17 protein-coding genes and 1 other annotated feature are annotated in these 24,687 nt (G+C 55.7%); of the genes, 6 read left to right on the forward strand and 11 right to left on the reverse strand.

Annotated elements, in window-relative coordinates:
* The first annotated feature begins 54 nt into the window (after positions 1-54).
* Positions 55-402 carry a phage holin family protein gene (locus tag NSS64_RS19950; RefSeq protein WP_076083650.1) on the forward strand — a complete coding sequence of 116 codons (348 nt, stop codon included), beginning with the start codon at positions 55-57 and terminating at the stop codon, positions 400-402.
* A 44-nt stretch (positions 403-446) separates the two neighbouring features.
* Here the strand turns inward: NSS64_RS19950 and NSS64_RS19955 are convergent, their stop codons facing one another.
* Entirely contained in the window at positions 447-1,547 is a 1,101-nt protein-coding gene (locus NSS64_RS19955) for a GGDEF domain-containing protein (RefSeq protein WP_340991855.1), read from the reverse strand.
* Positions 1,548-1,821: 274 nt separating this feature from the next.
* Here NSS64_RS19955 and NSS64_RS19960 point away from each other — a divergent pair, with 274 nt between their 5' ends.
* Positions 1,822-2,208 carry a cytochrome C oxidase subunit II gene (locus NSS64_RS19960; RefSeq protein ID WP_341141267.1) on the forward strand — a complete coding sequence of 129 codons (387 nt, stop codon included), beginning with the start codon at positions 1,822-1,824 and terminating at the stop codon, positions 2,206-2,208.
* A gap of 372 nt (positions 2,209-2,580) precedes the next feature.
* On the opposite strand, the gene NSS64_RS19965 is transcribed toward NSS64_RS19960, so the two are convergent.
* From NSS64_RS19965 to pheS, 10 genes are all read right to left on the reverse strand, one after another.
* A complete protein-coding gene (locus NSS64_RS19965) occupies positions 2,581-2,886 on the reverse strand; it encodes a hypothetical protein (protein WP_341141268.1) in 306 nt (101 codons plus the stop codon).
* 122 nt (positions 2,887-3,008) lie between these two features.
* On the reverse strand, positions 3,009-4,202 hold the full coding sequence (locus tag NSS64_RS19970) for a sugar ABC transporter permease (protein ID WP_341141269.1): 1,194 nt from the start codon (positions 4,200-4,202) through the stop codon (positions 3,009-3,011).
* Between the two features lie 2 nt (positions 4,203-4,204).
* Positions 4,205-5,716 (reverse strand): xylose ABC transporter ATP-binding protein, encoded by a 1,512-nt coding sequence (locus NSS64_RS19975; protein ID WP_341141270.1) that lies wholly within the window; start codon positions 5,714-5,716, stop codon positions 4,205-4,207.
* An 87-nt stretch (positions 5,717-5,803) separates the two neighbouring features.
* A complete protein-coding gene (xylF, locus tag NSS64_RS19980; RefSeq protein WP_341142852.1) occupies positions 5,804-6,850 on the reverse strand; it encodes a D-xylose ABC transporter substrate-binding protein in 1,047 nt (348 codons plus the stop codon).
* Positions 6,851-7,098: 248 nt separating this feature from the next.
* On the reverse strand, positions 7,099-8,679 hold the full coding sequence (locus tag NSS64_RS19985; RefSeq protein ID WP_341141271.1) for a helix-turn-helix domain-containing protein: 1,581 nt from the start codon (positions 8,677-8,679) through the stop codon (positions 7,099-7,101).
* Between the two features lie 36 nt (positions 8,680-8,715).
* On the reverse strand, positions 8,716-10,149 hold the full coding sequence (locus NSS64_RS19990) for a sensor histidine kinase (protein WP_341141272.1): 1,434 nt from the start codon (positions 10,147-10,149) through the stop codon (positions 8,716-8,718).
* On the reverse strand, positions 10,146-11,135 hold the full coding sequence (locus NSS64_RS19995; protein ID WP_340942665.1) for a sugar-binding protein: 990 nt from the start codon (positions 11,133-11,135) through the stop codon (positions 10,146-10,148). The genes NSS64_RS19990 and NSS64_RS19995 overlap by 4 nt, the downstream gene beginning before the upstream one ends.
* 427 nt (positions 11,136-11,562) lie before the next feature.
* Positions 11,563-13,881, reverse strand: a complete 2,319-nt coding sequence (locus NSS64_RS20000; protein ID WP_341141273.1) for a hypothetical protein — start codon at positions 13,879-13,881, stop codon at positions 11,563-11,565.
* Between the two features lie 204 nt (positions 13,882-14,085).
* On the reverse strand, positions 14,086-16,530 hold the full coding sequence (gene pheT, locus NSS64_RS20005) for a phenylalanine--tRNA ligase subunit beta (RefSeq protein ID WP_341141274.1): 2,445 nt from the start codon (positions 16,528-16,530) through the stop codon (positions 14,086-14,088).
* Between the two features lie 341 nt (positions 16,531-16,871).
* Positions 16,872-17,906: a phenylalanine--tRNA ligase subunit alpha gene (gene pheS, locus NSS64_RS20010; protein WP_341141275.1), complete on the reverse strand. Its 1,035-nt coding sequence runs from the start codon at positions 17,904-17,906 to the stop codon at positions 16,872-16,874.
* A 59-nt stretch (positions 17,907-17,965) separates the two neighbouring features.
* Positions 17,966-18,242 (reverse strand) — a binding site (T-box leader).
* A 220-nt stretch (positions 18,243-18,462) separates the two neighbouring features.
* Between pheS and NSS64_RS20015 the strand changes: the two genes are divergently transcribed.
* Genes NSS64_RS20015 through NSS64_RS20030 form a run of 4 tightly spaced genes read left to right on the forward strand, consistent with a single transcriptional unit; the run spans position 18,463 to position 24,189 of the window.
* Complete coding sequence (locus tag NSS64_RS20015; RefSeq protein ID WP_341141276.1) at positions 18,463-21,009, forward strand: hypothetical protein; 2,547 nt, start codon at positions 18,463-18,465, stop codon at positions 21,007-21,009.
* The gene (locus NSS64_RS20020) at positions 21,006-22,322 is read left to right on the forward strand and encodes an efflux RND transporter periplasmic adaptor subunit (RefSeq protein WP_341141277.1); all 1,317 of its coding nucleotides are present in this window, start codon (positions 21,006-21,008) and stop codon (positions 22,320-22,322) included. Before NSS64_RS20015 ends, NSS64_RS20020 begins: the two co-directional genes overlap by 4 nt.
* Positions 22,319-23,020, forward strand: coding sequence for an ABC transporter ATP-binding protein (locus NSS64_RS20025; protein WP_340942677.1), 702 nt, complete (start codon positions 22,319-22,321; stop codon positions 23,018-23,020). Before NSS64_RS20020 ends, NSS64_RS20025 begins: the two co-directional genes overlap by 4 nt.
* A complete protein-coding gene (locus NSS64_RS20030) occupies positions 23,017-24,189 on the forward strand; it encodes an ABC transporter permease (RefSeq protein ID WP_340942680.1) in 1,173 nt (390 codons plus the stop codon). The genes NSS64_RS20025 and NSS64_RS20030 overlap by 4 nt, the downstream gene beginning before the upstream one ends.
* Positions 24,190-24,687 lie beyond the last annotated feature (498 nt).

Below are 24,687 nucleotides of genomic sequence, written 5' to 3' on the forward strand. Positions count from 1 at the left end.
GGCCACAATAACAACGCACATATCCTTAAGCGAACGCCAAAGGAGGTTAGTTCATTGAGATTCTTAGCTCATGTAGTACGGTTCATAGTCGCTGCAATCGTGCTGATGGTGGTCGGCTGGATTGTTCCGCAGTTCACGGTCGGGGGATTCTGGAGCGCATTCATGCTTGCTCTGGTGATCGCGCTGCTCGGCTGGGTCGTTGAAGGCATTTTCGGCAAAAAAACAACGCCCTTCGGCCGCGGTATCGTCGGCTTCCTGGTCAGCGCTCTGGTTATCTGGATTGCCCAGTTTGTCGTCAGCGGAGTCAGTGTCTCGGTACTTGGTGCCTTGCTTGCCGCACTGGTCATCGGGATCATCGACCTCTTCCTGCCGGTATCCACTCCGTTCGAAGCAGGCAAATAACTTACGCCAGGCCCGTGCAGACAATGAAACCCCCAGCTCCCGGTTTATATCGGAACTTGGGGGTTTTCTGTAAATTTATGTTCTTCACCGGAAGTAACCGCAGAGGTCACCACAGCATTTTTCCCGCTGCGCTTGGCTGTATAGAGCGAATCGTCCGTCTTGCGGAACAACAGCTCCTTGCCGTCTCCAAGCTGGTAGTGACATAGTCCGATACTGACAGTAATGGGCTTGTTCCCGGCATACGGATGGCACATGGCGGCAATGCTGATACGCATTTGTTCGACAGCAGCGTAGGCTTCCTGGAAGCTTTTATCCGTAAAAATCACTGCGAATTCTTCCCCGCCATACCTTGCCGCGAAGTCATTCAACCCGATCAGGCTGCCCATCTTGGCCGCCACCTCTTTCAGCACAAGATCGCCCACCCAGTGTCCGTATCTGTCATTGACCTGCTTGAAATTATCGATGTCCAGCAGCGCAAGCTGCAGCCTCAGTCCGTTGCTCTCACACTGCTCCAGCAGCGAATCCAGATACTCATGGAACGTCTTGTGATTATATAGGCCGGTTAACGCATCCATCTTCAGCAGCTTGTCCGAAATCGCCCGCTCTACCATCAGCTCCTGCTCCGACTTGGTGAGCTGCTCCAGATATTCGCGCGTCTCGCGGCCACGGAGGATCACAGCCTGCGCCATCAGGGCAAAAACAACATACACACACTCCACCAGCACAAACTCCAGCAGCGGCTTACCAAGCAGCGGCCGTTCAAGCCCGAAATAGATCCCCCCGTAGAATACAATGCTAAACGCTCCAAGCGAATACAGCAACCGCTGGTCGAAATAGATGAGGGCCAGCATAATCGGCATCATCAGCGTCATCTGGGCACCGTCTACATAAGGCTCAAGCACAAAATACATCAGATAGGAAACCATAAAGCTGCAGACTACAACCGCCTGCTTATGATAACGGAACGAGCGCCGCAGCCAGACCTCGGCAGAAGCCATTGTCAGGACAATCATCAGGTTGCAGACTATGAACACATGGCCTTTGCCGGGACTAAAAATCGTCTGCATCTGGGCAGAACGGGAGTACAGCATATACAGGAACTGGGCGAGCAGCAGACAGAGTACGATGATCCAGTAGCCATACAATATTCTCCGGTGCCATCTCTCTGCACTTTGCAACGCGTAATCTATAATGATCTGACTCCCCTGCTTCTAGTGGAATAATATGAAGCTTTAATTATATTAGGCTTAATTATAATTAATTTTAAACTATTTTGCATCATATTTTTGCAAAATTCGACAAAGTTTGCAGCTGCGTTGAATAACGGTGGATAGAGTATTTTTCATAGATTGATCAAGACAACTTGACCGATTTAGGCTATGCTAAGGTCAACTGCCCAAGTAGATGAGGAGGATGCATATGATCAGGAAGTCGGCTATTCTTTGTTCTATTCTTTTAGTGCTTTTGCTAACGGCCTGCGGAGGGAACAGCAGCAATTCTGATAGCGCAAACAACGCAGCTGCCGGGAGCAATCTGACGGCGGAGGAAGAACTCGTCATTACGGCCACCAATTATAGCTTTGACCAGCCGGAGTACCATTTGAAGAAGGGCGTCCCTGTCAAAATCATCTTTGAAAATGAGAGCGGCAATCACGGCATTCTGATCCCGGAGATAAAGCTGCGGCTGGACGCCAAGAACGCCTCGCAGGTGGTGCTGCCCGAGGAAGCCGGAACCTTCGAGATGACCTGTGCCATCATGTGCGGCTCCGGCCACAGCGCAATGACTGCCAAGATTATTGTGGAGTAAAGGGGGGATTAACAGAGTGGAATAACCCAGCTTCCGGCGGATTCAGAGGGATTTATCCCTTTCATTTCCTCCGTCCGACCACTTTCGGCGGAATCAGAGGGATTTATCCCTTTCGTTTGATCCGTCCGCCCACTTTCGGCGAATTTAGAGGGATTTATCCCTTTTATTTGATCCGTCCGCTCACTTTCGGCGGATTCAGAGGGATTTATCCCTTTCGTTTGATCCGTACGCCCGCATTCGGCGGATTCAGAGGGATTTATCCCTTTCATTTCCTTCATTCGCTCAGTTGGTCAACTTTCCAGTGACTCAAGGGCAATTGTGCAGCACTAGTGCACCTCATTAGCTCGTTTGGCCTGCACCCGACCCTTCACCTCAGTATTGGCACATTGTGTTCGGTTTTCCGCATACATTCGGCTCCCCCACCCCCGTACGACACATTGTGTTCGGTTTTCCGCATACATCCCGCCCGCTCGCCTCCGCCACGCCCAATGTAATCGGTTTTTCGACCTTATCCGGCCCGCTCGCCTCCGCCGCGCCCAATGTAATCGGTTTTTCGACCTTATTCGGCTCACACACCTCCGCAGCGCCGAATGTAAACGGTTTTCCGACCTTATCCGGCCCTCTCGCCTCCGCCGTGCCCAATGTGATCGGTTTTTCGATTACATTCGATTCTCGCACCTACGCGCACAACATATCGGACGAAAATAATGATTTTCTAGTCAGCAAATAAGCCGGAAGGGACAACATCCCTGCCGGCTTATTTGCTCTGTATGCTTAAGGGGCTGCTACAGCCCCTCCTCTTACTTCACACCCTTGCTGCGGCCTGAAATGTCCAGCCAGACGGCGATGACCAGGATCGAGCCCTTGACCACATACTGCCAGAACGACTCCAGTCCCATCAGCGACATGCCGTTATCGAGCGAGGTCATGACCAGCGCTCCGATCAGAGCGCCGATGACCGTTCCGGCTCCGCCCATCAGCGAGGTGCCGCCGATGACACAGGCGGCAATGGCGTCCATCTCGGCCATATTGCCTGCGGTAATGGTCGCCGAGGCCAGGCGGGAGGTCAGCACGATGGCGGCGATGGAGCCGAGCAGGCCGCTGAGGATGAAGACCAGCATCGTCTTGCGCTTGATGTTGATCCCGGAGAGCCGCGCTGCCTCAATATTACCGCCTATGGCATAGATATGGCGGCCGAAGGTCGTCTTGGTGGACAGGAAGTAGAAGATGGCCGCCAGCACAATGACGAAGATGATCGGGAACGGAATCCCTTTGTAATTGTTCATCAAGGCCACGAAGACTACTACGAGCAGGGACAGTCCTGTTACCTTCGCGATATCCATGCCGAGCGGGGCGACAGTGAACCCGTATTTCTTGCGGGAGCGCCGCTTCGTGAACGCGCTATACAGCAGCAGAGCCACAGCGAGTACACCCAGAATGATTCCGAAGCCTGAGGCAAAGTAGGCATTGCCGAGCAGCGCCAGCACCGGATCAGATACCGGAATGGTCATTGATTCAGTCACGCCCATCAGCACCCCGCGGAACACCATCATCCCGCCGAGGGTAACGATGAAGGCGGGGATCATTTTATAGGCGACCAGCCAGCCCTGAACCAGACCCAGCACCGCACCTGCGGCCACGGTACCAAGAATGACCACGATAGCGGGCAGCTCCAGCCAGTTGCTGAGAATCGCAGCCATCCCGCCGGTCAAGCCGACGATGGAGCCGACGGACAGATCGATATGGCCCGCCACGATAACCAGCACCATGCCAATGGCCAGTATAGAGGTCACCGACATCTGTGTGAACAGATTGGACAGGTTCCGCGAGGTCAGGAAGGTCGGATTCAACGCGCCGAACAGGACCCAGATCAGAATTAATGCGCCAATCATCGTATAGGCACGCATATCCATTTTGCCGAACAGGGTACGCAAGCGCGATCCTCCGGCGGCCGGAACCGCTTCAGGTTCCTTAAGCTCTTTTTGCAGCTGCATCTCTATCTGCCTCCTGTGGCGGCCAGCATAATATTCTCCTGCGTTGCCTCGCGCCAGTCATATTCCCGTACCAGTTGTCCTTCGCACATCACCAGAATCCGGTCGCTCATCCCGAGCACCTCCGGAAGCTCCGAGGAGATCATTATAATAGCTACTCCCTGCTCTACCAGCTTGTTCATCAGATTATAGATTTCATACTTCGCCCCGACATCGATGCCCCGGGTGGGTTCGTCCATAATCAGAATCTTGGGGTCACTCATCAGCCATTTGCCGATAACTACCTTCTGCTGGTTCCCCCCGGAGAGTGTGCCGACCAGTGTCTCCAGCGAAGCAGTCTTCGTCTTCAGATCCTTCACGTACTGCTCAGACCACTTGATCTCCTCATTCTCATTGATCACTCCGAGCCTTGAGACCTTGCCGAGTGTAGCCAGCGTCGTATTGCGCTTGACATCCATCCCCATGACCAGCCCCTGGCGCTTGCGGTCTTCCGTGACCAGGGCAATCCCGGCCTTGATCGCTTCGGCAATGGAACGGATCTTAACGGCCTTGCCTTCGATCAGAACCGTGCCTTCGCTTCTTCCGCCATACGCACCGAACAGGCTGCTGACCAGCTCTGTCCGTCCGGCCCCCATCAGCCCGGCAATGCCCAGAATTTCGCCCTGGCGGAGCGTAAATCCAATATCTCTAAGCACCTTCTGCTGACGCTTCTCCGGGTGCCAGACATTATAGTCTGCGACCTCAAGCACCTTGTCCCCGGGGGAATGCGGGACGCGCGGATAGCGCTCGGTCAGCTCACGGCCGACCATCAGCGATACCACCTGGTCGTCGTTCGTCGCCTGGCGCTCCAGGGTTGCCACCGTCCGCCCGTCGCGCAGCACGGTAATCGAATCGGCCAGTGCGAACACCTCGGGCATTTTGTGGGAGATATAGACACAGGTAACCCCTTCGCGCCGCAGCTGGTTCAGGATGCCCATCAGGATGGACACCTCGCTCTCGGTCAGCGCCGCTGTCGGTTCATCCAGAATGAGAATCCGGGTATGCTTGGAGAGCGCCTTGGCAATCTCTACGAGCTGCTGCTGGCCGATGCCCAGATTGCCGATCTTCGTATCCGGCGACAGGTTCAGCCCCACCTTCTTCAGCCACAGCGAAGCCTGATGGTACAGCTCATTCCACTGGATGGCCCCGCGCTTCACCGGCTCTGCCCCCAGAAAAATATTCTCGCCGACCGTCATCTCCTTCACGAGCGCCAGCTCCTGATGGATAATCGCAATACCGGCCTGCTCGGCATCGGTAATTTGGTGGAATGCCTTCTTCTCCCCGCCGATGCGGATTTCGCCTTCATAGGTCCCCGCAGGGTACAGTCCGCTCAGCACCTTCATCAGCGTGGATTTGCCTGCGCCGTTCTCTCCGCACAAGGCGTGAATCTCTCCTTGCTTCACCTTGAAGTTCACATGGTCCAGTGCCTTCACGCCGGGGAAGCTCTTGCTGATCTCTACCATTTCAAGTACATTCATGCCTGCCGGTCCTCCTTCCCGCCCTCAAGCAGCAAGCAGATGCGGGTTCGCCACTGGCGCCGCATCTGCTTGCCGTACAGGCTGCCCTTATTGTTTCGGCCACTGGTCCTTCGGAACGTTCTTATATACATCCTCCAGCTTGTGGAAGCCGTCCTTGATCAGCACATCCAGGTTATCCTTGTTGACGGCAAGCGGATCAAGCAGCACGGATGGAACATCAATTTTACCGTTGTTAACAGTCTTATCAGTTGAAATTGTCTCGCCCTTGGCAGCCGCCACCGCCATTTCCGCCGCCTTCGTGGCAATCGCGTTGATCGGCTTGTAGACCGTCATCAGCTGCGTGCCTTCGGCGATGCGCTGTACAGCGGCAAGGTCAGCATCCTGGCCGGATACCGGAATTTTGCCCGCCATGCCCTGTGCCGTAAGCGCCTGAATCGAGCCGCCCGCTGTTCCGTCATTCGCAGCTACCACGCCCTGTACATCATTATTGTTCGCGGTCAGCGCATTCTCCATATTCTTCAGCGCTTCTTCCGGCTTCCAGTCCTTGGAGAACTGGTCGTAGACGATTTTGATATCGCCCTTCTCCTCCAGCGGCTTCAGAATATTCATCGCACCTTCCTTGAACATGTGGGCGTTGTTGTCGGTATCCGCGCCGCCGATGTAAACGATATTGCCCTTCGGAGCCTTGTCGATGACCGCCTGAGCCTGGAATTCCCCGACACGCACATTATCGAAGGAGATGTAATAATCCACCTCGGAATTGTTAATCAGCCGGTCATAGGCAATGACCTTGATGCCTTCCTTATGCGCCTTATCCACGATGGGAGCCGTAGCCTCCGCATTATGGGCAATGACCACGAGCACATCCACACCCTGGGAGATCAGTTGCTCCGCCTGGCTTAGCTGGGTAGCATCATCCCCGTTCGCGGCCAGCACCTTCACTTCACCGCCAAGCTCCTGTACTTTTGCTGTGAAAATATCCCGGTCCTTCTGCCAGCGCTCCTCCTTCAAGGTATCCATGGACATGCCGATGACAATTTTGTCCCCGTCCTTGGCCGCTCCCGCAGACTCCTTCTTCTCGTTGTCACCGTTTGAGACCACACCGCAGCCCGCCACCGATGCCGCCAGCACCATCGCCGCCAGCCCGAGGGAAACTATTCTTCCGTATTTTCTCACGATTGCTACGCCCCTTTTCGTCAGCCCTATTTTTGATTGCGCTTACAAAAAAAGTGTAGCATGGAAAAACCGCCCCGGGAGCAGCGATTCCCTGCACTTATTTGCCCTCCACCCGCATTCTTCGTCTTGCCTGCTGTAATGTAATTCTCCGCCCCGGCTTTCATAGGATAAACCGGGGCAACAGCACAAAAAAGTCCTTGCTGCGCTCAGCAAGGACCCGGCTTCTCCTGCTGCTGGCGGAATTCGCTTGGCGTCATCCCCGCAGCCTTCTTGAAGACCCGGCTGAAATAATTCGGGTCCTTATAGCCTACTTCATAGCAGATTTCCTTCAGGTTCAGCTGATCCTCAGAGATCAGGCGTTTCGCTTCATTCATCCGCAGCCGTGTGACATAGTCGATGAAGGTCTCTCCTTCATGCTGCCGGAATAATTTGCTGAAATAGTGCGGGCTCAGGTTCACGTATTCAGCCGTCTGCTCCATCGAGATATCCTCTTTGTACTTCTGGCTGATATAGAGCAGCGCCCGCTGATGCACATGGGACCGGTGATGCTCCTGCTCCTCCTCCAGGCCATCGATCAGCCGCTCCAGCCAGGCCTCCGCGCTTAACCGCAGAGCATGCGGATCTTCCGCTGCATTCAGCGAAGCCAGCAGCTCCGCACCGGCCGTGGAGTGAACGCCTCTGGCCAGGAACAGCAGCAGGCCGGTTACCTCCCCGCGCACGGCGGACAGCGGCTGCTCCCCTCCCTGCTCGAAGGAGTCATACAGCAGGCTGAAGCGCTGGGCGGCCTCCTGCTTGCTGCGCTGGAGCAGGGCGGTAAGCAGCTTCTTCTCTTCATCCAGCGAGACCGCCGTCTGCCCCGAGCTCTGGATCATATCATCGTAATGGTGCACACCGAATGAATGCTGGTGGTCCGCACATACCCGGACGGCTTCGCGGTAGGAACGGCTAAGCCCGTCCCAGCCTTCACGGATCGAGCCGATCCCGATGCCAAGGGGCAGGCCGAAGCGCTCCCGGGTATAGTTGCGGAGCCGCTCTCCCCAGTCCAGCGAGCTGACGCGCTGGGAATATCCGGTCCTCCCCGGCGGCAAGGGAATGAACAGCGCCAGCTGATGCCCGGCCAGCGGTCCGGCGAGGCAGCCCAGTCCTGTTTTGGCAAACTGCTTGACCGCCTCATAGATCTCCCGCTTGGACTGCCGGAATGTCTCCCAGCCCGTCTCCCCATGCCGGGGGAATGACAGGACCATTGCGTAGCCCTTGCTGAAGTGCAGCTCCAGCAGCCCGGCCAGCTGCTCCGGCTCCAGATCCTGCACATGCTCCAGCATGAGCATCAGGGTCAGCTCATTCTCGGCCAGCGGCAGCAGATGGGCCAGCTTTTCCTGGAGCTCCAGCTGTTCATTCCTGCGCGCCCGCGCCTCCTCTATGACCGCCATCAGCTTCCTCAGCACCTCCGCAACCTCTTCCCGCCGGGCCGGCTTCAGCAGATAGTCGCGCACCCCCAGCAGCAGCCCCTCCTTGGCATACGCGAAGTAGTCATGGGCCGTAATCATCACAATCTGCGCCGCCGGTAGCTTCTCCCTGATCTGCCGCACCGCCTCCAGCCCCTGAATCCCGGGCATCTTAATATCCATGAAAATCATATCCGGCCGGTGCTCCTCCGCCAGCTGAATCGCCTTCCGCCCGTTCCCCGCATGCAGGAACTCGAATTTGTCCGGGATCAGATGCCGGATCATCAGCTCCAGCCCCTCCCGCTCCAGTGCTTCATCATCTGCGATCAGCAGCTTGTACATCGTTATCGCTTCCCCCTTCACTTCAGGTGAGTGCCTCTAGGCCGAGGTCCGGAAGGGCAGCCGGAACAGCACCGCCGTCCCCTGCCCTTCACTGCTGTTGATCTCGATGAGCTGCTGGCCGTCGAAGAATAAATGCAGTCTTTTAAAAACATTATGTGTCCCAAGCCCGGTAGACTGGCCCTTGCCGCTGGAATGCGGCGCCTCCTGCTGAATCGATCCCATCAGCCGGGCTACCGTCTCGCGGTTCATACCCGCTCCGTTATCGCTGATCACAATCTCCACCTGCCCGCTGCGGTAACGGATGGACAGCGTAAGTATAGCCCCCTTCTCCATCTGCTCCAGACCGTGAACGAAGGCATTCTCGAAGATCGGCTGCAGCGTCAGACAAGGCACCATCCCGTCCATCGCCTGCTCATCAATCTCCATCTCAAAAGCAATCCGGTCCCGGAAGCGGGCCCGCTGGATGTTGATATACTCGTTCACATGCTCGACCTCCTCGCGCAGCGGAACGGCCTGGTCCAGCTTTTGCAGATTATAGCGGAGCAGACGCGAGACGGATACGGTCAGATCACTGGTTCTCGCCGCCCCTTCAAGATACGCAAGCTTGGCGATGGAATTCAGTGTGTTGAACAGGAAATGCGGATTGATCTGGCTCTGCAGCATTTTCAGCTCCAGCTCCTTGACCAGCCGGTCCTTCTCCGCACTCTTGATGTTCTCCTTCATCAGCTCCTGGATATTATCGATCATCCCGTTAAAAGCGCGGCACAGTATGCTGATCTCATCGTTACCCGCGCTCTCCGGCGCCTTGGTATCCATCCGTCCCTTCGAGATTTGCTTGGCCGTTGCCACCAGGCGGCGGATCGGTCCGGTAATACTGCCGGACAGCCAGACCGCCATACAGATGCTAAGCAGCGCCGCGGTAATCACCAGCAGACTGCCCATCCGGTTCAGCTTCGCTGTCGTGGACATAATCTCGGCGTAGATCGGCTTATATTGGTCCAGCTCCAGATCGACCAGCTCCTGGGCCTCCTCGCGGATGAACCTTTGTGTCTGCTCCGCCTCGATATAGGCACCTGCCAGCGAATTCGCATCCTGTCCGTCAATCTCCGTGATCATCTGGCCCGCCTGCTCGACAAAAGTATCAATGAGGTGGCTGTAGTTCATCAGCGGAAGGCCGCTGCCCCCGATGGTATTCATCCCGTCCAGCCTGCTGCGCAGCTCCAGCACCGCGCCCAGATGCTTCTCCACCTCCGGGAAGCTGTCGGTATCCACCTGCATAATGAAGCGGTTCAAGGAGCGCATATTCTCGCCGACCTCATAGGATACCTCCTTATACAGCATGATCCGGTTCATCATCAGGTGGTAGCTCTCCTGCACATTCTTCCCGCTCTGGAACAGTACGAAGGAGACCGAGCTCATCAGCAGCACCAGCAGCGGAATGCAGATCAGCAGCTTCAGGCGGATACTCATAGGCTCTCTCCCTCCTGCACATTGGTCTTATCCAGCACCTTCACACCGGTATAGTACCGGGGCTGTAACTCAGCACCATTAAAATGCTCATGGAGCAGCCGGACCGCCATATTCCCCATCAGGTAGGGCTGCTGCGCAACAGTCGCTGTGATCGCTCCCCGGCTGATGGCATCCAGCGTCTCCGCCTGATTATCGAAGCCGATAATGGTCAGCGGCCCGCGCTTCAGGCTCCTCGATGCCTGCAAGACTCCCAGCGCGTCCGTTGAACTGGTCCCGACCATGACATCGATCTCCGGATGATACCGCAGCATATCTGCCGCCTGCTGGATCGCCTCCATATGCGAGATGTTGGAGCTGCGGACATCGACAATCTCCATGCCGCCGTAGTCCTTCACGATGTTCTTCAGCCCGTCCAGACGCTGAAGCTGGTTCTTGGCCAGCTCGCTGCCGATGATTACGCCTATTTTGCCTTTTCCGCCGGTCGTCTTCACTACCATGCGCCCCAGCGCCTCACCGGCAGCTACATTGTCAGTGCCCACATAGGCCAGTCTCCGGCTGGCCGGAGCATCCGTGTCAATCGTGATCACCGGAATCCCCCGGTTCACGGCCTTATCAATCACCGGCGTGAACTTCTCATCGTTGAGCCCCTGGACGATGATGGCATCCACCTGGGCGGCAATCGCTTTTTCCAGCAGGCTGATCTGCTCCTCCATGTTATTGCGCACCGGTCCCGTAAATTCGATCTCTATCCCGTATTTCGCTGCGGCCTCCGCCGCCCCCTTCTCGACCATTTCCCAGTACGGGTGGTACCGCTCCTGCTCGATCAGCACAATATGATATCCGGGCTTGTCCTGACTGGGCTGGCCGCTTAATTCCTTGACGATATTGCCCATCCGGGCAGAATGGCGCGCGAAGCCTATAAACAAATATGACAACAGTATAAAAAGCACAATAACCCCAGCGCCGCTAACCCATTTCTTATCCATCCCGTTCACCTCAACCAACATCCTACCCCGGGTTGTAACCGGTTGCAATACTTATTATGTCAAGGGCACTTGTGCTCTTCATTGCAGCCTGGGCTCGCCAAGTGTTGCACATTTTGCAGGATTCCTAGCGGATTGCAGCTTGAGAACGCCTAATGTTGCATATTTTGCAGGAATGTTACCGGTGGAGCGGGTCATTGCCTAAGATATGTTGCATTCTGGGCAGGATTTCCCGCAATTTGCTGCCTCAGAGGTACAAATGTTGTATTTAGTGCAGGATTGGTGCAATACTTCACTTCAGCCAACTTTAGAGCAGCAGCCCTCCCTTGCAGTCCCCCTAATAGGAGGCCGCCCCCTGTCCCTGTACAGCAGAAAAAGCCGTTCTAAGCATTCCTGCTTACAACAGCTCTTCCTGTGATGCATCCGCCATTCAACTGTCCTGTTCGATCAGTTGAATCCATTCATTATATTCACTCTGCAGCTTGGCATATTCCGCCTGCAAGCTGCGATGCTCCTGGGACAGCTTCTCCAGCTCCCCCTGCTGCAGCTCGAACTGGGCCTGAACGAGCCGCAGCTGGCCTTGGACCATCTCATAGCTCTCGCCGATTTCATCCAGCTGCTGCGCCGCCTCAGTGCGCGAGCGGCTGACTGCTTCCGCCTGAGCCTCGGCTTCCCCGGCCTCCTGCTGCCAGATCTCAATCTCCTCTCGCAGCTGTGCCTCCTGCTCGTTCCACTGCTGCTCGCGCTGCTGAAGCTCCTCAACTTTCTGCTTCCAGGTAGCTTCGTACTCCCGGGTCTCACGGAGTGCTTCCTGCTGCTCCGCCGCCGCAGCGGCAGCTTCACGGCCTGCCTCGTATAGCTCTTCCATTCGCCGCACAGCTTCCTCGCCTTCAGCTTCCAGCAGCTCGCAGCGTTCCTTCAGCTGCTCCCCGTCCTGCAGAATCTCGTCGTACTGGGCGATCAGCTCCTCGTAACGGCCGCGCAGCGCTGCCAGTTCCTTGCGGGCTGCTTCTGCCGCCTCCTGCTGAACGGTAAGCTCCTGCTCCGCTTCGGCACGAAGCCGCGCTTCCTGATCAAGCTGCTGAACCATGCCGTCTGCCTGTCCGCGCAGGGTCTCCACTTCGCGCTGCAGTGCTGCCGACTTCTCCCCTTCTTCCAGAAGCTTCATCTCCAGCTCGCCGATATCCTCCATATGCTTGTTCGCACGCTCCTGCCAGGAAGCAGCCTCCTCGGCCGTCCGGTCGAATTCGACCTGCGTCCGGCTGAGCTGGTCCGCGGTCTCCCGCAGCGATGTGCGTAGTGCTCCCGCTTCTTCCTGCGTCAGCTCATAACGCTGGCGCAGCCCTTCCAGCTCATCGTTCAGCTGATTGCCCAGCTCCGTAGCGGTGTGCAGCTCCTCAAGCGCCGTGCTCAGCTTGTCCGCCGTCTCCCGCAGAGATTTGCGCAGTGCTCCCGCTTCTTCCTGCGTCAGCTCATAACGCTGGCGCAGCCCTTCCAGCTCATCGTTCAGCAGATTGCCAAGCTCCGTAGCGGTGTGCAGCTCCTCAAGCGCCGTGCTCAGCTTGTCCGCCGTCTCCTGCAGCGCGCCGCGCAGCTCTGCCGCTTCGCTCTCTACAGCCCCATAGCGCTGGCGAGCTTCCTCCAGCTCGGCGCTATGCTGCTGCGCCCCCTCTGCCGCGAGCCGCAGATCCTCCCCGAGCTGCTCCTCCCGCTTCAGCACAGCTTCGTACTGCGCCAGCAGCGTCAGCCGCGCATCGCGTTCGCCCTTCAGCCCGGCTTCCGCCGCACGCAGCCGGGACTGGAGCTGCCCGGTTCCGCCGCGCAGCTCGCCAAGCTGCTTCTCCAGCTCCTGAAGCTGCTGCTTGTGCCGGTGCTCCTGCGTCCCCTGGGACTGCCGCAGCTCCTTGTTCTTGGCCAGCTCCTTCTCGAGCGCTTCCCGTTCCCCGGTAAGCTCACTCGTGAGTGCGGCCTTGGTATCAGCCAGCTCCTTGCTGAGCGTGGAGCGGATCTCCACGATCTCGCTGCCCATCGACTCCCGCGTCTCATGCAGCTCCTGCTCCAGGGCAGACAACGTCTCTGTCTTCTCGCGGATCAGCGTCTCGCGCAGCTGCTCCAGTTCCTGCTGATGGGCAGACTTCAACTCTTCCAGCTGCTGCAGCCGCATGGCTTCTGCGGCTTCCAGCTCCTGCCGCGCCGCCTCACGGCTTGCAGCCTGTTCTGCTTCATGACCTTGGCGCAGCGCCTTAAGCTCTTCCTCGCGTGCCTTCAGCTCCTGCACCAGCTGCTCGCGGGCGGCAGCCGCAGCCTGCTTCTCTTCCTCCAGCAGCTGGGCTTGCAGCTGCCGCTCCTGCTCCTGCTGCTCCAGATGCCTTGAGCGTTCTTCTTCGGCAGCGGCAATCAGCCGCGCCGCCTCTTCCTTCGCTGCCGCTTCCAGCTTCTCATATTCTTCCTGCTGTTCACGCTGCGCATCCTGAAGGCGTGACACCTCCACTCGCAGCTCGGTGCGTTCACCGGTCAGCATATTCAGCTCATTCTTGAAATCCTGAACCTGGATTGCCTGCTCTGCCATATGTACAGCTGTAAGCACCGCAATCCGCGGCGTATCCAGTCTGGAATGTGATTTCGATATTGCACGCATATGCTCATCGACATGACGGGCGACCTGCTTCATATATTCTGTGCTGCTTCCGACAAGCTTGTAGGAAGTTCCGTATATCTCCACGGCGACACGGGTCCGGTCCATAGCCACAGTTGTGCCCTCCTTTGTATGTGTGCGGATTCTAAGTTGGTTTCTTTGCTCTTACTCCTATTGTAGCGTGATTTCCTGACCTTTGGCAAAAGCACGCGTCCACTGCATTTATTTGCATGTTCCTCCGCACTTCACAAGGGTACAGAAAAGCCGCAGCGAATCTCTGTTTCTAAATGGATTCGCTGCGGCTTTGCACAATTCCTGCTATTTTCTTAATTCTGCACCAAAAGTTTGTTCAAGCGCAGAGACCACTTTGTCATGCACTTCCACAACTTCTTCGTCTGTCAGCGTATGCTCGGTATGGCGGTACAGGAGCGACAGGGCAACACTCTTCTTGCCCGCCTCCATTTTGCCTCCTGTGTAGATATCGAATACCTGCACATTCTGCAGCAATGTGCCGCCATGCTCACGGATCGCCGCGATCAGGTCGCCTGCCGGAACCGCGTCATCCACTACCACCGCAATGTCCCGCTCCATGCCCGGGAAGCGGTGAAGCTCGCTGTACTGCAGCTGGGCGCGTGCCGCATCATAGAGAGGCTGCAGCAGAACTTCAGATACGTACGTATCCTCCAGATCCATCCGGCGCTGCAGCTCAGGATGAAGCTGCCCCATCGAACCGATCTTCACACGGCCCTCTGCCTGAAGCAGATAGATGGAAGCGGAGCGTCCCGGATGATAGCCTTCAGGCGCATCCCCTTCGTAGACTACGCGATCCGTAAGGCCCAGATGCGCAAATACAGTCTCCAGCGCACCCTTAAGGTCGAAGAAATCCACCGGCTCAGCAGTCACGTTCCACTGCTTGGCTGCACGCGTACCGCTCAGCAGCAGTCCCAGTACCGGCAGCTCACTCGGCTGGCGGGTAAGGACTTCTTCCTCCGTGAAGAAGACGTTGCCGATTTCGAATAACGCCAGATCGCCTTGGCGGCGGTTCGTATTGTAGAGGGCAATCTCCAGCAGCTGCGGCAGCAGGCTGGTACGCAGCACGCTGCGCTCCTCGCTCATCGGCATCGCCAGCTTCACAGACTGCCTGCCTTCCGCCAGGATCGGGAAGAGCTTGGTCTGCTCCGGCTGGATGAAGGAATAGCCCATAACCTCCTGATACCCGCCGAGCGAGAGCAGGCGTCGCAGTTCACGGCGCAGAGACTGCTGTCTGGTAAGCGCGCCCGGCGTCGTAGTGCCTTCGATCAGGGTGGTCGGAATGTTGTCGTAGCCGTACAAGCGGGCGATCTCTTCTATCAGATCCACATCCTGGGTAATATCTCCGCGCCGTGTCGGAACCTCGACCTCGACGATTCCCTGGGCGGCATCACCGCACTTGAAGTGCAGACGTCCGAACAGGGTTTTCACTTCCAGCAGCGACAGCTCCGTACCGAGATAGCGGTTCAGCTTCTCCAGCGATAAGTGCAGCACCTTCTCCTGACCAGCGATACTGCCGGCCTGAACAATTCCTTCATGCACCATTCCTCCGGCATACCGGGCAATCAGTGCAGCCGCACGGTTAAGTGCAGGGATGACCGCATTCGGGTCAACTTCCTTCTCGAACCGCTGGGATGCTTCCGAGCGCAGACCCAGCTGACGCGAGGTCTTGCGTACTGTTCCGCCATCGAATCTGGCTGATTCCAGTACGATATTAACGGTGTCTGCGGTAACCTCTGTAGACAGTCCGCCCATCACTCCGGCCAGGCCAATGGCACCTGAGCCATCTGCAATCACCAGCATCTGCGGCTCCAGCTTGCGCTCTTGTCCGTCAAGGGTAACCAGTCCTTCCCCTTCATGGGCAAACCGTACACCGATGGTTCCGCCCTGGACCTGCCCGCCGTCAAATGCATGCAGCGGCTGTCCGTATTCCAGCATCACATAGTTGGTGATGTCTACGATATTGTTAATCGGACGTACCCCGGCCGCCATCAGGCGGTTCTGAATCCACAGCGGGGACGGCGCGGTCTTCACTCCGGCAATATAACGCACGGCGTAATGGCTGCAGAATGCCTCGTCCTCAATGGTAACCGTGATGGAGTCCGCAGCCTTCCCGCCCGTTTCCACGAGCTCTGCCGCCGGATCAGACAGCTTCAGCTCACGGCCCAGCACTGCGCTTACTTCATAAGCGGCACCGATCATGCTCAGGCAGTCGGAACGGTTCGGCGTCAGGTCGAAATCAAGGATTTCGTCATTCAGACCCAGCAGCTTGAGAATATCCTGGCCCACCTCGGTCTGCTCCGGCAGCACGAGAATGCCCTCCTGCAGCTCTTTGGGCAGCAGCTTGTCGTTCAGGCCCAGCTCCTTGGCCGAGCAGATCATCCCCTGCGACAGCACGCCGCGCAGCTTGGCTTTTTTGATCTCCAGGCCCGGCAGCTTGGCGCCTACCAGCGCGACCGGAACCTTCTGGCCCGCTGCGACATTCTTAGCTCCGCAGACAATCTGCAGATCCTCACCCTGCCCTGCATCGACGATACAGATATTCAGTTTATCGGCGTCCGGGTGCTTCTCCTTGGATTTCACGTAGCCGGTCACAATCCCGGAAATCCCTTTGTTGCGGCGTTCTACTCCGTCAATCTCAATGCCGGCGGTGGTGATTTTATCCGCCAGCTCATCTGCGGTCACCCCTTCCAGCGATATATAATCGGCCAGCCAGGCGGTTGATACTTTCATAATCGCACACTTCCTTTTTGTTTCAGATGTATTGATCTCCATGCCGGCCTGCGCCGGGGCGCGGAAGCGGATATAAACAAGCCCACGTCAACTTCGCGCAACAAAATTCTGCATTGCAGTGTTCCTACAGAGAAGTTTTGGACTTCCGGCCGCTGTTAGGATTGAATTTCCTGATTACACTGCTGGCCGCAGTAGAAATCCAATCCTAAAGGCGGACGCTACCGCTCCTCCAGTTCCAAAATTCCCCTCCGGTCCTTCAATCGCAGTCATTTAATTAGCACTGCCGTCATCCCTCCGGCTTAACAATATCCGTCCCGCCCCCGCACACACCCGCCAAATCCCTAAATACCCTTGAATTGCTTCACAAAGCCCATATCATTCGTGTAGAAGTAACGGATGTCATCAATACCATATTTCAGCATCGCGATCCGCTCAGCGCCCATGCCGAACGCGAAGCCGCTGTATTCTTCTGGATCATATCCGCCCATCCGCAGCACATTCGGGTGCACCATACCGGCACCGAGAATCTCCAGCCAGCCGCTCTGCTTGCAGAGACGGCAGCCTTCGCCGCCGCATTTGAAGCAGCTTACATCCACCTCAACGCTAGGCTCGGTGAACGGGAAGAAGCTTGGGCGCAGGCGGATGCCCGCCGCAGGCCCGAACATCTCCTTGGTGAACTGCTGCAGGGTACCCTTCAGGTCACTCATGCGGATATTGCGGCCGATCACCAGGCCTTCAATCTGGTGGAACTGGAAGGAGTGGGTCGCATCGTCGTCGTCACGGCGGAACACCTTGCCCGGACAGATGACCTTGACCGGACTCTCCCCGTTCATGGCCTGCATGGTACGCACCTGTACCGGCGAGGTCTGGGTACGCATCAGAATATCTTCCGTGATATAGAAGGAATCCTGCATGTCGCGGGCCGGATGGTTCTTCGGAAGGTTCAGCGCCTCGAAGTTATAATAATCCGTCTCCACTTCCGGTCCTTCTGCAACCTGGAAGCCCATGCCGATGAAAATATCCTCGATCTCCTGGATCACCCGGCTCAGCGGATGAATGCCGCCCTGCGGCATGCCGCGGCCCGGCAGGGTTACATCGACCTTCTCCGCATTCAGACGGCTCTCTGTCTCCTGCTGCTGGAACAGCTCCTGCTTGGCGCCGATCACCTCTTCAATGGCGCTGCGCACCAGATTGGCCACCTGGCCGATCACCGGACGCTCCTCTGCGCTTAGTCCGCCCATACCGCGCAGAACCTCTGTCAGCTCGCCTTTTTTGCCAAGGTATTTGACACGAAGGTCATTCAGAATCTGCGGATCGTTTACCGCCTGCAGCTTCGTCAGCGCCTCAGCCTTCAGTGCTTCCAATTTGTCTTTCATGGCTTGTACTGCCCCCTCAAATCTCATATTGTTCAACAAAAAAAGGCCTTTCCTCCCGGTAAAGGGACGAAAAGACCGTGGTACCACCCTTGTTAGACGGCCGTACGCTTCCCTTAAGAGCAATATTCCCTCTTTCGGTGCGGCAAAGACCTGTCTCACTTTATACAGAAATAACGGTCTGCGGCCGGTCCCCCCTACTAGCGCTCTTCAAGCACATTCAGGGAACTGCTCCGGAGTGAACTTCGGCAGCTCTGCTCTCTTAGAAACGCTCTCAATCTGCGGCGCTTCCTCCCTGTAAGCCAGGCACTGCGTACTCTTCTCCATCATTGCATGTATGCGGATTATAACCTCTGCACTTCGATCCTCCACTTGGGAAGATATGCCCATCTATTATATGCAAAAACAGCCCGTTTGACAAGCCGCGCAACTTCCGCTTATTTTTTATCTTCTTTTAAGCTCCCTTTAAGCTTCAGCGCGGTTTGACGGCTTTTTTTTCAGCGGACATTCAGTCAATGTTGATATTTTCCCTTAAGAGATCATACAAGGAGGAAATTACATGCTTACACGAAAAAAAGCATTTGTTCTGCTGCTGCTCAGCACATTTGCCGCAAGTCAAACCGCAGGCAGCCCGGGAACCACGGCCTATGCCGCTTCATCCGGTTCAACGGCTGCCACAGCAGCAAGCGCGGTCACGGAAGTCTCCACACTTAACGGTCTAAGTGCGCTCAAGCTCGGCACCGCGCTTCAGGTGAAGCTGAGCCATGTAGGGATTCAGAGCCAAACCGGCGGTAATATTCTCACCTACACGCTTACCTATACCAACACTGCCGGCAGCAGCGTCAATCTGGCGGACTATTTCTCCAAAGTTGTAACTGCGGGCGGCAGCATCATTAAAGGAATTCCGGTCAGCGCAGACAGTGCGGTCAAGAAAATCCCTGCTAAACAAAGCACCAGTCTTACATACTATGCGAATATTGGAACTGCCGCCTCAGTCAAAGGACTCAAAATCAACATATACGGCTGGAATTTCAGCGCCTCTAATTATGAACAGCGTATAGGCACGTTCACGATTCCTTCCAATTATTCTCTGTCCTCGCTTACAGGGGAGACCCGAAAGGTTGAACTCGGCGGTATTACAGCCGGCACCAAAGCCGAATCCGTGCAAATCTACAAATATAACAGCAAAGTCTATGCCAAGGTCGGGCTTAGCCTAACCAATCTAGGTAACAAAGTGCTTACAGATCCGGGCTATACCTTGTACCTGAAATCCTCGGGCGGCTCTGTCTTCACGCTTACGCTGGATGACAGCAGCCCCGAATTCAAGCTCCAGCCTCAGGAGAAGAGGACGCTCTATTATATGACCGAGATCCCTTCTTACATGAATGTCAGCAAGCTGACGCTACAGATCGCCAAGCTGGATGAAGAACTCAAGCTGTACCTGCCTGTCTCTTCCTACGCACTTCCGGCTGCAGTAACCGCAGATTTCACCGTAGCGGCGGGCTACACCAAGAAGGTCTCCATCGGCAGCAATACGGTGGACATGCAGCTGCTGAAGGCAAATGTGCATGCGGATAACGGGAACGGTGTCTGGAGCTATCAGCTCCGGGTGAAGAATACCGGCAGCACAGCGGTCACTTTGCCTGCTTATGAGCTTAACGTCAAGTCGGCGGAAGGCTATAGCTTCCCGGTGACGGCCACTGCCTTGAGCAGCCTGACCCTGAAGCCGCTGGAAGAGAAGCTGATTGAGCTGAGCGCGAATGTTCCGCTGGAGCTGGCTCAGAATTCTCTGGAGCTGCAAATGATTGCTCCTGCGGCCAGCGCGGATAAAGTAACGCTGCCTGTGGCCTATTTCCGCATCCCTTACACGCCGGAGAGCCAGATTCATCTCGCTGCCGAGACCAGCGTAACCAATACCTATGGTACCTTCGCTGTCTCTCTGGACTCCCTGCTGCGTCTGCCTTGGGGCAGCGAGGATCTGGTACAGGCTGTACTAACGATACGCAATGCAACGTCCAAGACCATTACTTTGCCTGCTTTTACAGGAATACTCCTGGTGGATCAGAAGGATCTCAGCTCCTCTTCGCAGACTTATACGGACAACAGCTCTTCAGTCCTTGCCCCTGGTGCCAGCACTCAAATAACGGTTCAAGGCCATATTCCATACACCCTGGATTTCAGGCTAGTCAAGCTCATCCTCCAGGAGACCAAGGGTACAGAAGTGTCGCAATTCCTCTCTCTCAGTACAAGCGACAGTACCGTTAAGAGTGTAGCTCCGCTGGCTGCAGGGGAAGCCTTCAAGATCACAGCCACCGGCAAAAAAGCCACCGTGAAGGAACGTTCCACCCTCCTGTATACAGGAACCGGCTCGAACCTGGTGTACAGCGAAGTGGAAATGAACAGCGACGAAGTCCGGCAGGCAGATCTGGCCCGTCTGTACGGGCAGTTCAGGACTGCTGACGGGCAATATTTTGAAGCAACCGCCAACCAGTCCGAGCTGTCGACCAGCCCTGAAGGCAAAACACTGGTTACCTTCTGGGCGAAAGTCCCGGCCACCCTGGACACCGCAGGTCTTCAGCTGTATATCAGCCAGGCGATTGCGGATGGCAAGCTGACTGCCGCAGGAACGGCTGCGACGGGATACGTGAATACGGCAGCGCTGACACTGACACCGGCAGAGGTTACCCCTTTGACCAATCTGGCTTCTGTCCCCCTCTTCCCTTATACACTGGCAGTTACCAGCTCTACAGGGGAACTCACCAAGGGTGCAAGCAGCATTGCAGTGACGTTCAATTACAATCTCAATCAGGATACTACCTATCAGACAGGCGCTTACCAGCATAAGCTCATCCTTCAGGTTATAGATCCTTATGGACAGTCTCATGAGAAAGCACTGATGCTTGGCACCGACTTGACCCTGGGAACAAACAATTCTTATTCTACGCCCCTTACCAGCGTCCTGTTCAAAAATCTGAGCTCCGGCACCTATGCCCTTAAATTCTACGATGAATTCCAGGGAGTGCGGACAGAGCTCGCCAGCCAGGCCTATTCCCTTGAGGTTACCGCCAAAGCAACCACCTCTTCCCCCGAAGGAGCTGCACAATGAATAAGAAGAAGATCATCATTATCGCTTCAGCGATAGTCCTCGTTGCTATTGCAGGGATTGCGGGCTATAGGCTCTGGCCGGATCAGAACCGGCAGATCAATGCCGCTCCGCTGAATACGGCAGTTGCCAGTAAGGGGGATATCCTGGTGGGTGTCTCGGGTTCAGGTGCAGTATCGGCGATCAACAGCGAGAGCATCCGTACCAAAGAAGCCGGGAAGGTAGATACGGTCATGGTTAAGAAAGGCGATGTTGTTAAAAAAGGTGCTGTGCTGATCACGTTTGTTGCGGGCGATCTGGACGATAAGCTGAAGGAAGCGACAAAGTCACTGGAGAATCTCAAGACAGAGCTTAAGAATAAACAGGAGAGCTACAAGACGCTGGCTATGAATAACGCGACAGAGGAGGAGCTGGAATCGGCAAAAAAAGCTATTGATAAAGCCAATAGCGATATCGTGGACGGGCAGGAATCCATCGCTGCCATCCATGAAGATATGGCTCCGCCTGATCCGCTGACCGCTCCTATCGATGGAACGATCACTGCCGTGAATATTACGGACGGCGAACAGGCCCAGAATGGCACAGAGCTGTTCACTATGACCGACTACGTGAATCTAAGCGTAACCGTACAGGTAGATGAGCTGGATATCCCCCAAATCAAGCTGAATCAAGCCTCGGCCATTACACTGGATGCCCTTGAGGACAAGTCTTTTACCGGTAAGGTCATAGATATCGCCAAAGAAGGGACCTCCTCTAATGGTGTCTCCCTGTTCAACGTCACTGTAGGATTAAATGACTCAGAGGGTGTGCTTATCGGCATGTCTGCGGAGGTGGCGATTACAATCGAAGAGAAGAAGGATATTCTGATCGTTCCCATCGAAGCTGTAACGAAGATAAACGGGAAATCCTTCGTCAATGTGCCGGGGACCGGGGACGAAGAATCCGGCAGGGCGGACAGAGGTGCTGCTGAAACCAAGCCCTCTGCTGGCGCGGAGTTCCCCGGCAGAGCAGCCGGAAGCAGAGGTCCAGCCGGTCTCGCCTCAGGCATGAAACGGATAGCTGTTGAGGTCGGTATCCACAATGAGAGCAGCATCGAAATCGTCAGCGGCTTAAGTGAAGGGGATGAAGTGATCCTCCCGACCGTGATCTCCTCAGGCAATGCTACCTCCCCGCAGCTTCCGCAGCAAGGCGGCATGGGCGGTATGGGCGGCTTCGGTGGCGGAGGTGGTACCGGTGGAGGTGCTGGCGGCGGGACGGGCGGCTTCGGCGGTGGTGGCAGCGGCGGTGGCTTCAGTGGAGGCGGTGGCGGACGATGACCTCACCAGAGCCGCTGATCCGGGTTGAGAAGATGCAGCACAGCTACACGATGGCCGGAGAATCGATGACGGTTCTGAGAAGCCTGAGCTTCAACATTCATCACGGTGAATTCGTTGCGATCATCGGCCCGTCAGGTTCAGGCAAGTCCACCCTGATGAACATGCTGGGCTGCCTGGATGTGGCTAATGAAGGCGATTATTTCCTGGACGGCCAGGAGATCCGCAGGCTTTCTGACAACAGGCTGGCCCAGATCCGCAACGAAAAGATTGGCTTTATATTTCAAAACTTTAATCTATTGCCGAAATTATCAGCGGTAGAGAATGTAGAGCTGCCCTTGATCTATCGTGGAATGTCCCATAGGGAGCGCAGAGAGATTGCCCGCAGTGCCCTGGTCCGGGTAGGCCTGGAGAGCAGAATGAATCATCGTCCCTCCGAGCTGTCCGGAGGCCAGCAGCAGCGTGTGGCTATTGCCCGCGCCCTTGCCGGAACCCCCCCTATTCTTCTTGCCGATGAGCCAACCGGAGCGCTGGACTCCAAGACAGGCAAGGAAGTTCTGGAGATGATTAAGGAGCTTAACGCACAGGGGCATACCATTATTCTGATCACGCATGACCTGGAGATTGCCGAGCAGGCCAAACGGGTGATCCGGATTCAGGACGGGGATCTTGTAGAGGATCGGAAGGTGGCGCATTCATGATGCTGTACCAGAGTATGAAAATGGCCTTCAAAAGTATCCTCAGCAGTAAAATAAGAGCCTTTCTTACCATGCTGGGCATCATTATCGGGGTATCCTCCGTTATTGCACTTGTCGCTGTGGGCCAGGGCACCACCTCACAGATTACAGAGTCCCTAAGCTCCCTGGGAACCAACCAGCTGACCGTCAACATTATGGGCCGCGGAGCCACCACTTCGCTAACCTACGAGGAGGCCCTGGCCCTGGGTGAGATTGAAGGGGTGGACAATGTATCCCCGGTAATCTCCGGGAACGTTACCGCCAAGCACGGTACCGAGAACGTTTCCGTATCCGTAGAAGGCATTACACCTGCCTACGAAGAGGTTCAGGATTTCCACGTGCAATCCGGAAGATTCCTGCTTGAGATGGATACAGAATACCGGCAGAAGGTTGCGTTAATCGGATCAGATACAGCGGAGGATCTATTCGGTACAGATAATCCTGTAGGCCAAAAGGTACAGATCAACGGAAGCAGCTTCAAGATCGTCGGGCTGCTGGAGAGTAAAGGCTCCACCAGCGTCGGCTCAAGCGACGAGAAGCTGCTGATCCCCATCTCTACAGCCGAACGGTTCCTGCAGAGCAAGGGAGTCCGCTCCATTACCCTCACAACTACTTCAAATGACAATGTGGATGATGTCAAAACCAAGCTGGAGGCCAGCCTTACTGCCAAATTCAGTGCAGCCGAGAATGCCTACTCTGTTTTTGATTCCCGGGAGATGCTGGAAACGGTAAATGAGACCAGCGCCACTCTGTCCTTGGCCCTCGGCGGTATCGCCGGTATCTCGTTATTTGTAGGCGGGATAGGGATTATGAACATTATGATTGTCTCGGTCAATGAGCGAACCAGAGAGATAGGCATCCGCAAGGCCATCGGGGCCAAAAAAAAGAATATTATGCTGCAGTTCATGATCGAGTCCGTGGTCTTAAGCGGCACCGGGGGCCTGATCGGAGTCGCACTGGGACTTGGCGCCAGCTGGGCTGTCGGTCATTATACCGCCTTGAATGTGGCGCCCTCCTGGAATATGGTCCTGATCTCCTTTTCCTTCTCCTTGATCATCGGTGTCGTATTCGGAATGATTCCTGCAAGCAAGGCTGCAAGAATGCGCCCTATTCATGCGCTGCGCAACGAGTAGCGTCCTCCTAGATGCTGCAGTTTGTAATCTGCTGTTCCATCCGCCAGTCTCAGATTCCCGGGCTGGCGGATTTTTCTGTTTTATTTTTAATGCACAATTGATACCAAAGGGGTATCGTTTGCAGCAAAAGTGGGTAATAGGACTCAAAGGTCAGAATACCTTTTACATAGTAGTAGGGTATACATAATAGTTCTTTGTATCGGCTGTAACGGATATGTCTCCACTGTTTCCACTCCGGCTCCAGGATGTGCTTCACGGCCTGTGCATCCGCAGCGGAAGCTGACGGGCTTATTATTTTTTCAGCAATTGCTCTGCTTAAGGGATGTCCTATATACTGGTGAAAAGAAACCGCGATCTAACCGGAAGTTATTCTTTCTATTGCCTCTTTCTTCCCCTGCTCTCTAGGACTCGCTAATGTATACTCTCTTACATGCCTGCATGAAGCCATATTCCGCATAAGGATAAGTTTCGCATGCACCAAAGCTACACCCATGAGAT

The sequence above is a fragment of the Paenibacillus sp. FSL H8-0122 genome, from assembly GCF_038005345.1.
Classification (GTDB): domain Bacteria; phylum Bacillota; class Bacilli; order Paenibacillales; family Paenibacillaceae; genus Paenibacillus_AQ.

Coding starts and splice junctions, on each gene's coding strand:
- NSS64_RS19960 (WP_341141267.1), top strand. CDS start 1,822: ATGATCAGGAAGTCGGCTATTCTTTGTTCTATTCTTTTAGTGCTTTTG.
- NSS64_RS19975 (WP_341141270.1), bottom strand. CDS start 5,716: ATGAATGTACTTGAAATGGTAGAGATCAGCAAGAGCTTCCCCGGCGTG.
- NSS64_RS20020 (WP_341141277.1), top strand. CDS start 21,006: ATGAATAAGAAGAAGATCATCATTATCGCTTCAGCGATAGTCCTCGTT.
- NSS64_RS20025 (WP_340942677.1), top strand. CDS start 22,319: ATGACCTCACCAGAGCCGCTGATCCGGGTTGAGAAGATGCAGCACAGC.
- NSS64_RS19970 (WP_341141269.1), bottom strand. CDS start 4,202: ATGCAGCTGCAAAAAGAGCTTAAGGAACCTGAAGCGGTTCCGGCCGCC.
- pheT (WP_341141274.1), bottom strand. CDS start 16,530: ATGAAAGTATCAACCGCCTGGCTGGCCGATTATATATCGCTGGAAGGG.
- NSS64_RS19990 (WP_341141272.1), bottom strand. CDS start 10,149: ATGAGTATCCGCCTGAAGCTGCTGATCTGCATTCCGCTGCTGGTGCTG.
- NSS64_RS20030 (WP_340942680.1), top strand. CDS start 23,017: ATGATGCTGTACCAGAGTATGAAAATGGCCTTCAAAAGTATCCTCAGC.
- NSS64_RS20015 (WP_341141276.1), top strand. CDS start 18,463: ATGCTTACACGAAAAAAAGCATTTGTTCTGCTGCTGCTCAGCACATTT.
- NSS64_RS19995 (WP_340942665.1), bottom strand. CDS start 11,135: ATGGATAAGAAATGGGTTAGCGGCGCTGGGGTTATTGTGCTTTTTATA.
- NSS64_RS19985 (WP_341141271.1), bottom strand. CDS start 8,679: ATGTACAAGCTGCTGATCGCAGATGATGAAGCACTGGAGCGGGAGGGG.
- xylF (WP_341142852.1), bottom strand. CDS start 6,850: ATGGTGCTGGCGGCATCGGTGGCGGGCTGCGGTGTGGTCTCAAACGGT.
- pheS (WP_341141275.1), bottom strand. CDS start 17,906: ATGAAAGACAAATTGGAAGCACTGAAGGCTGAGGCGCTGACGAAGCTG.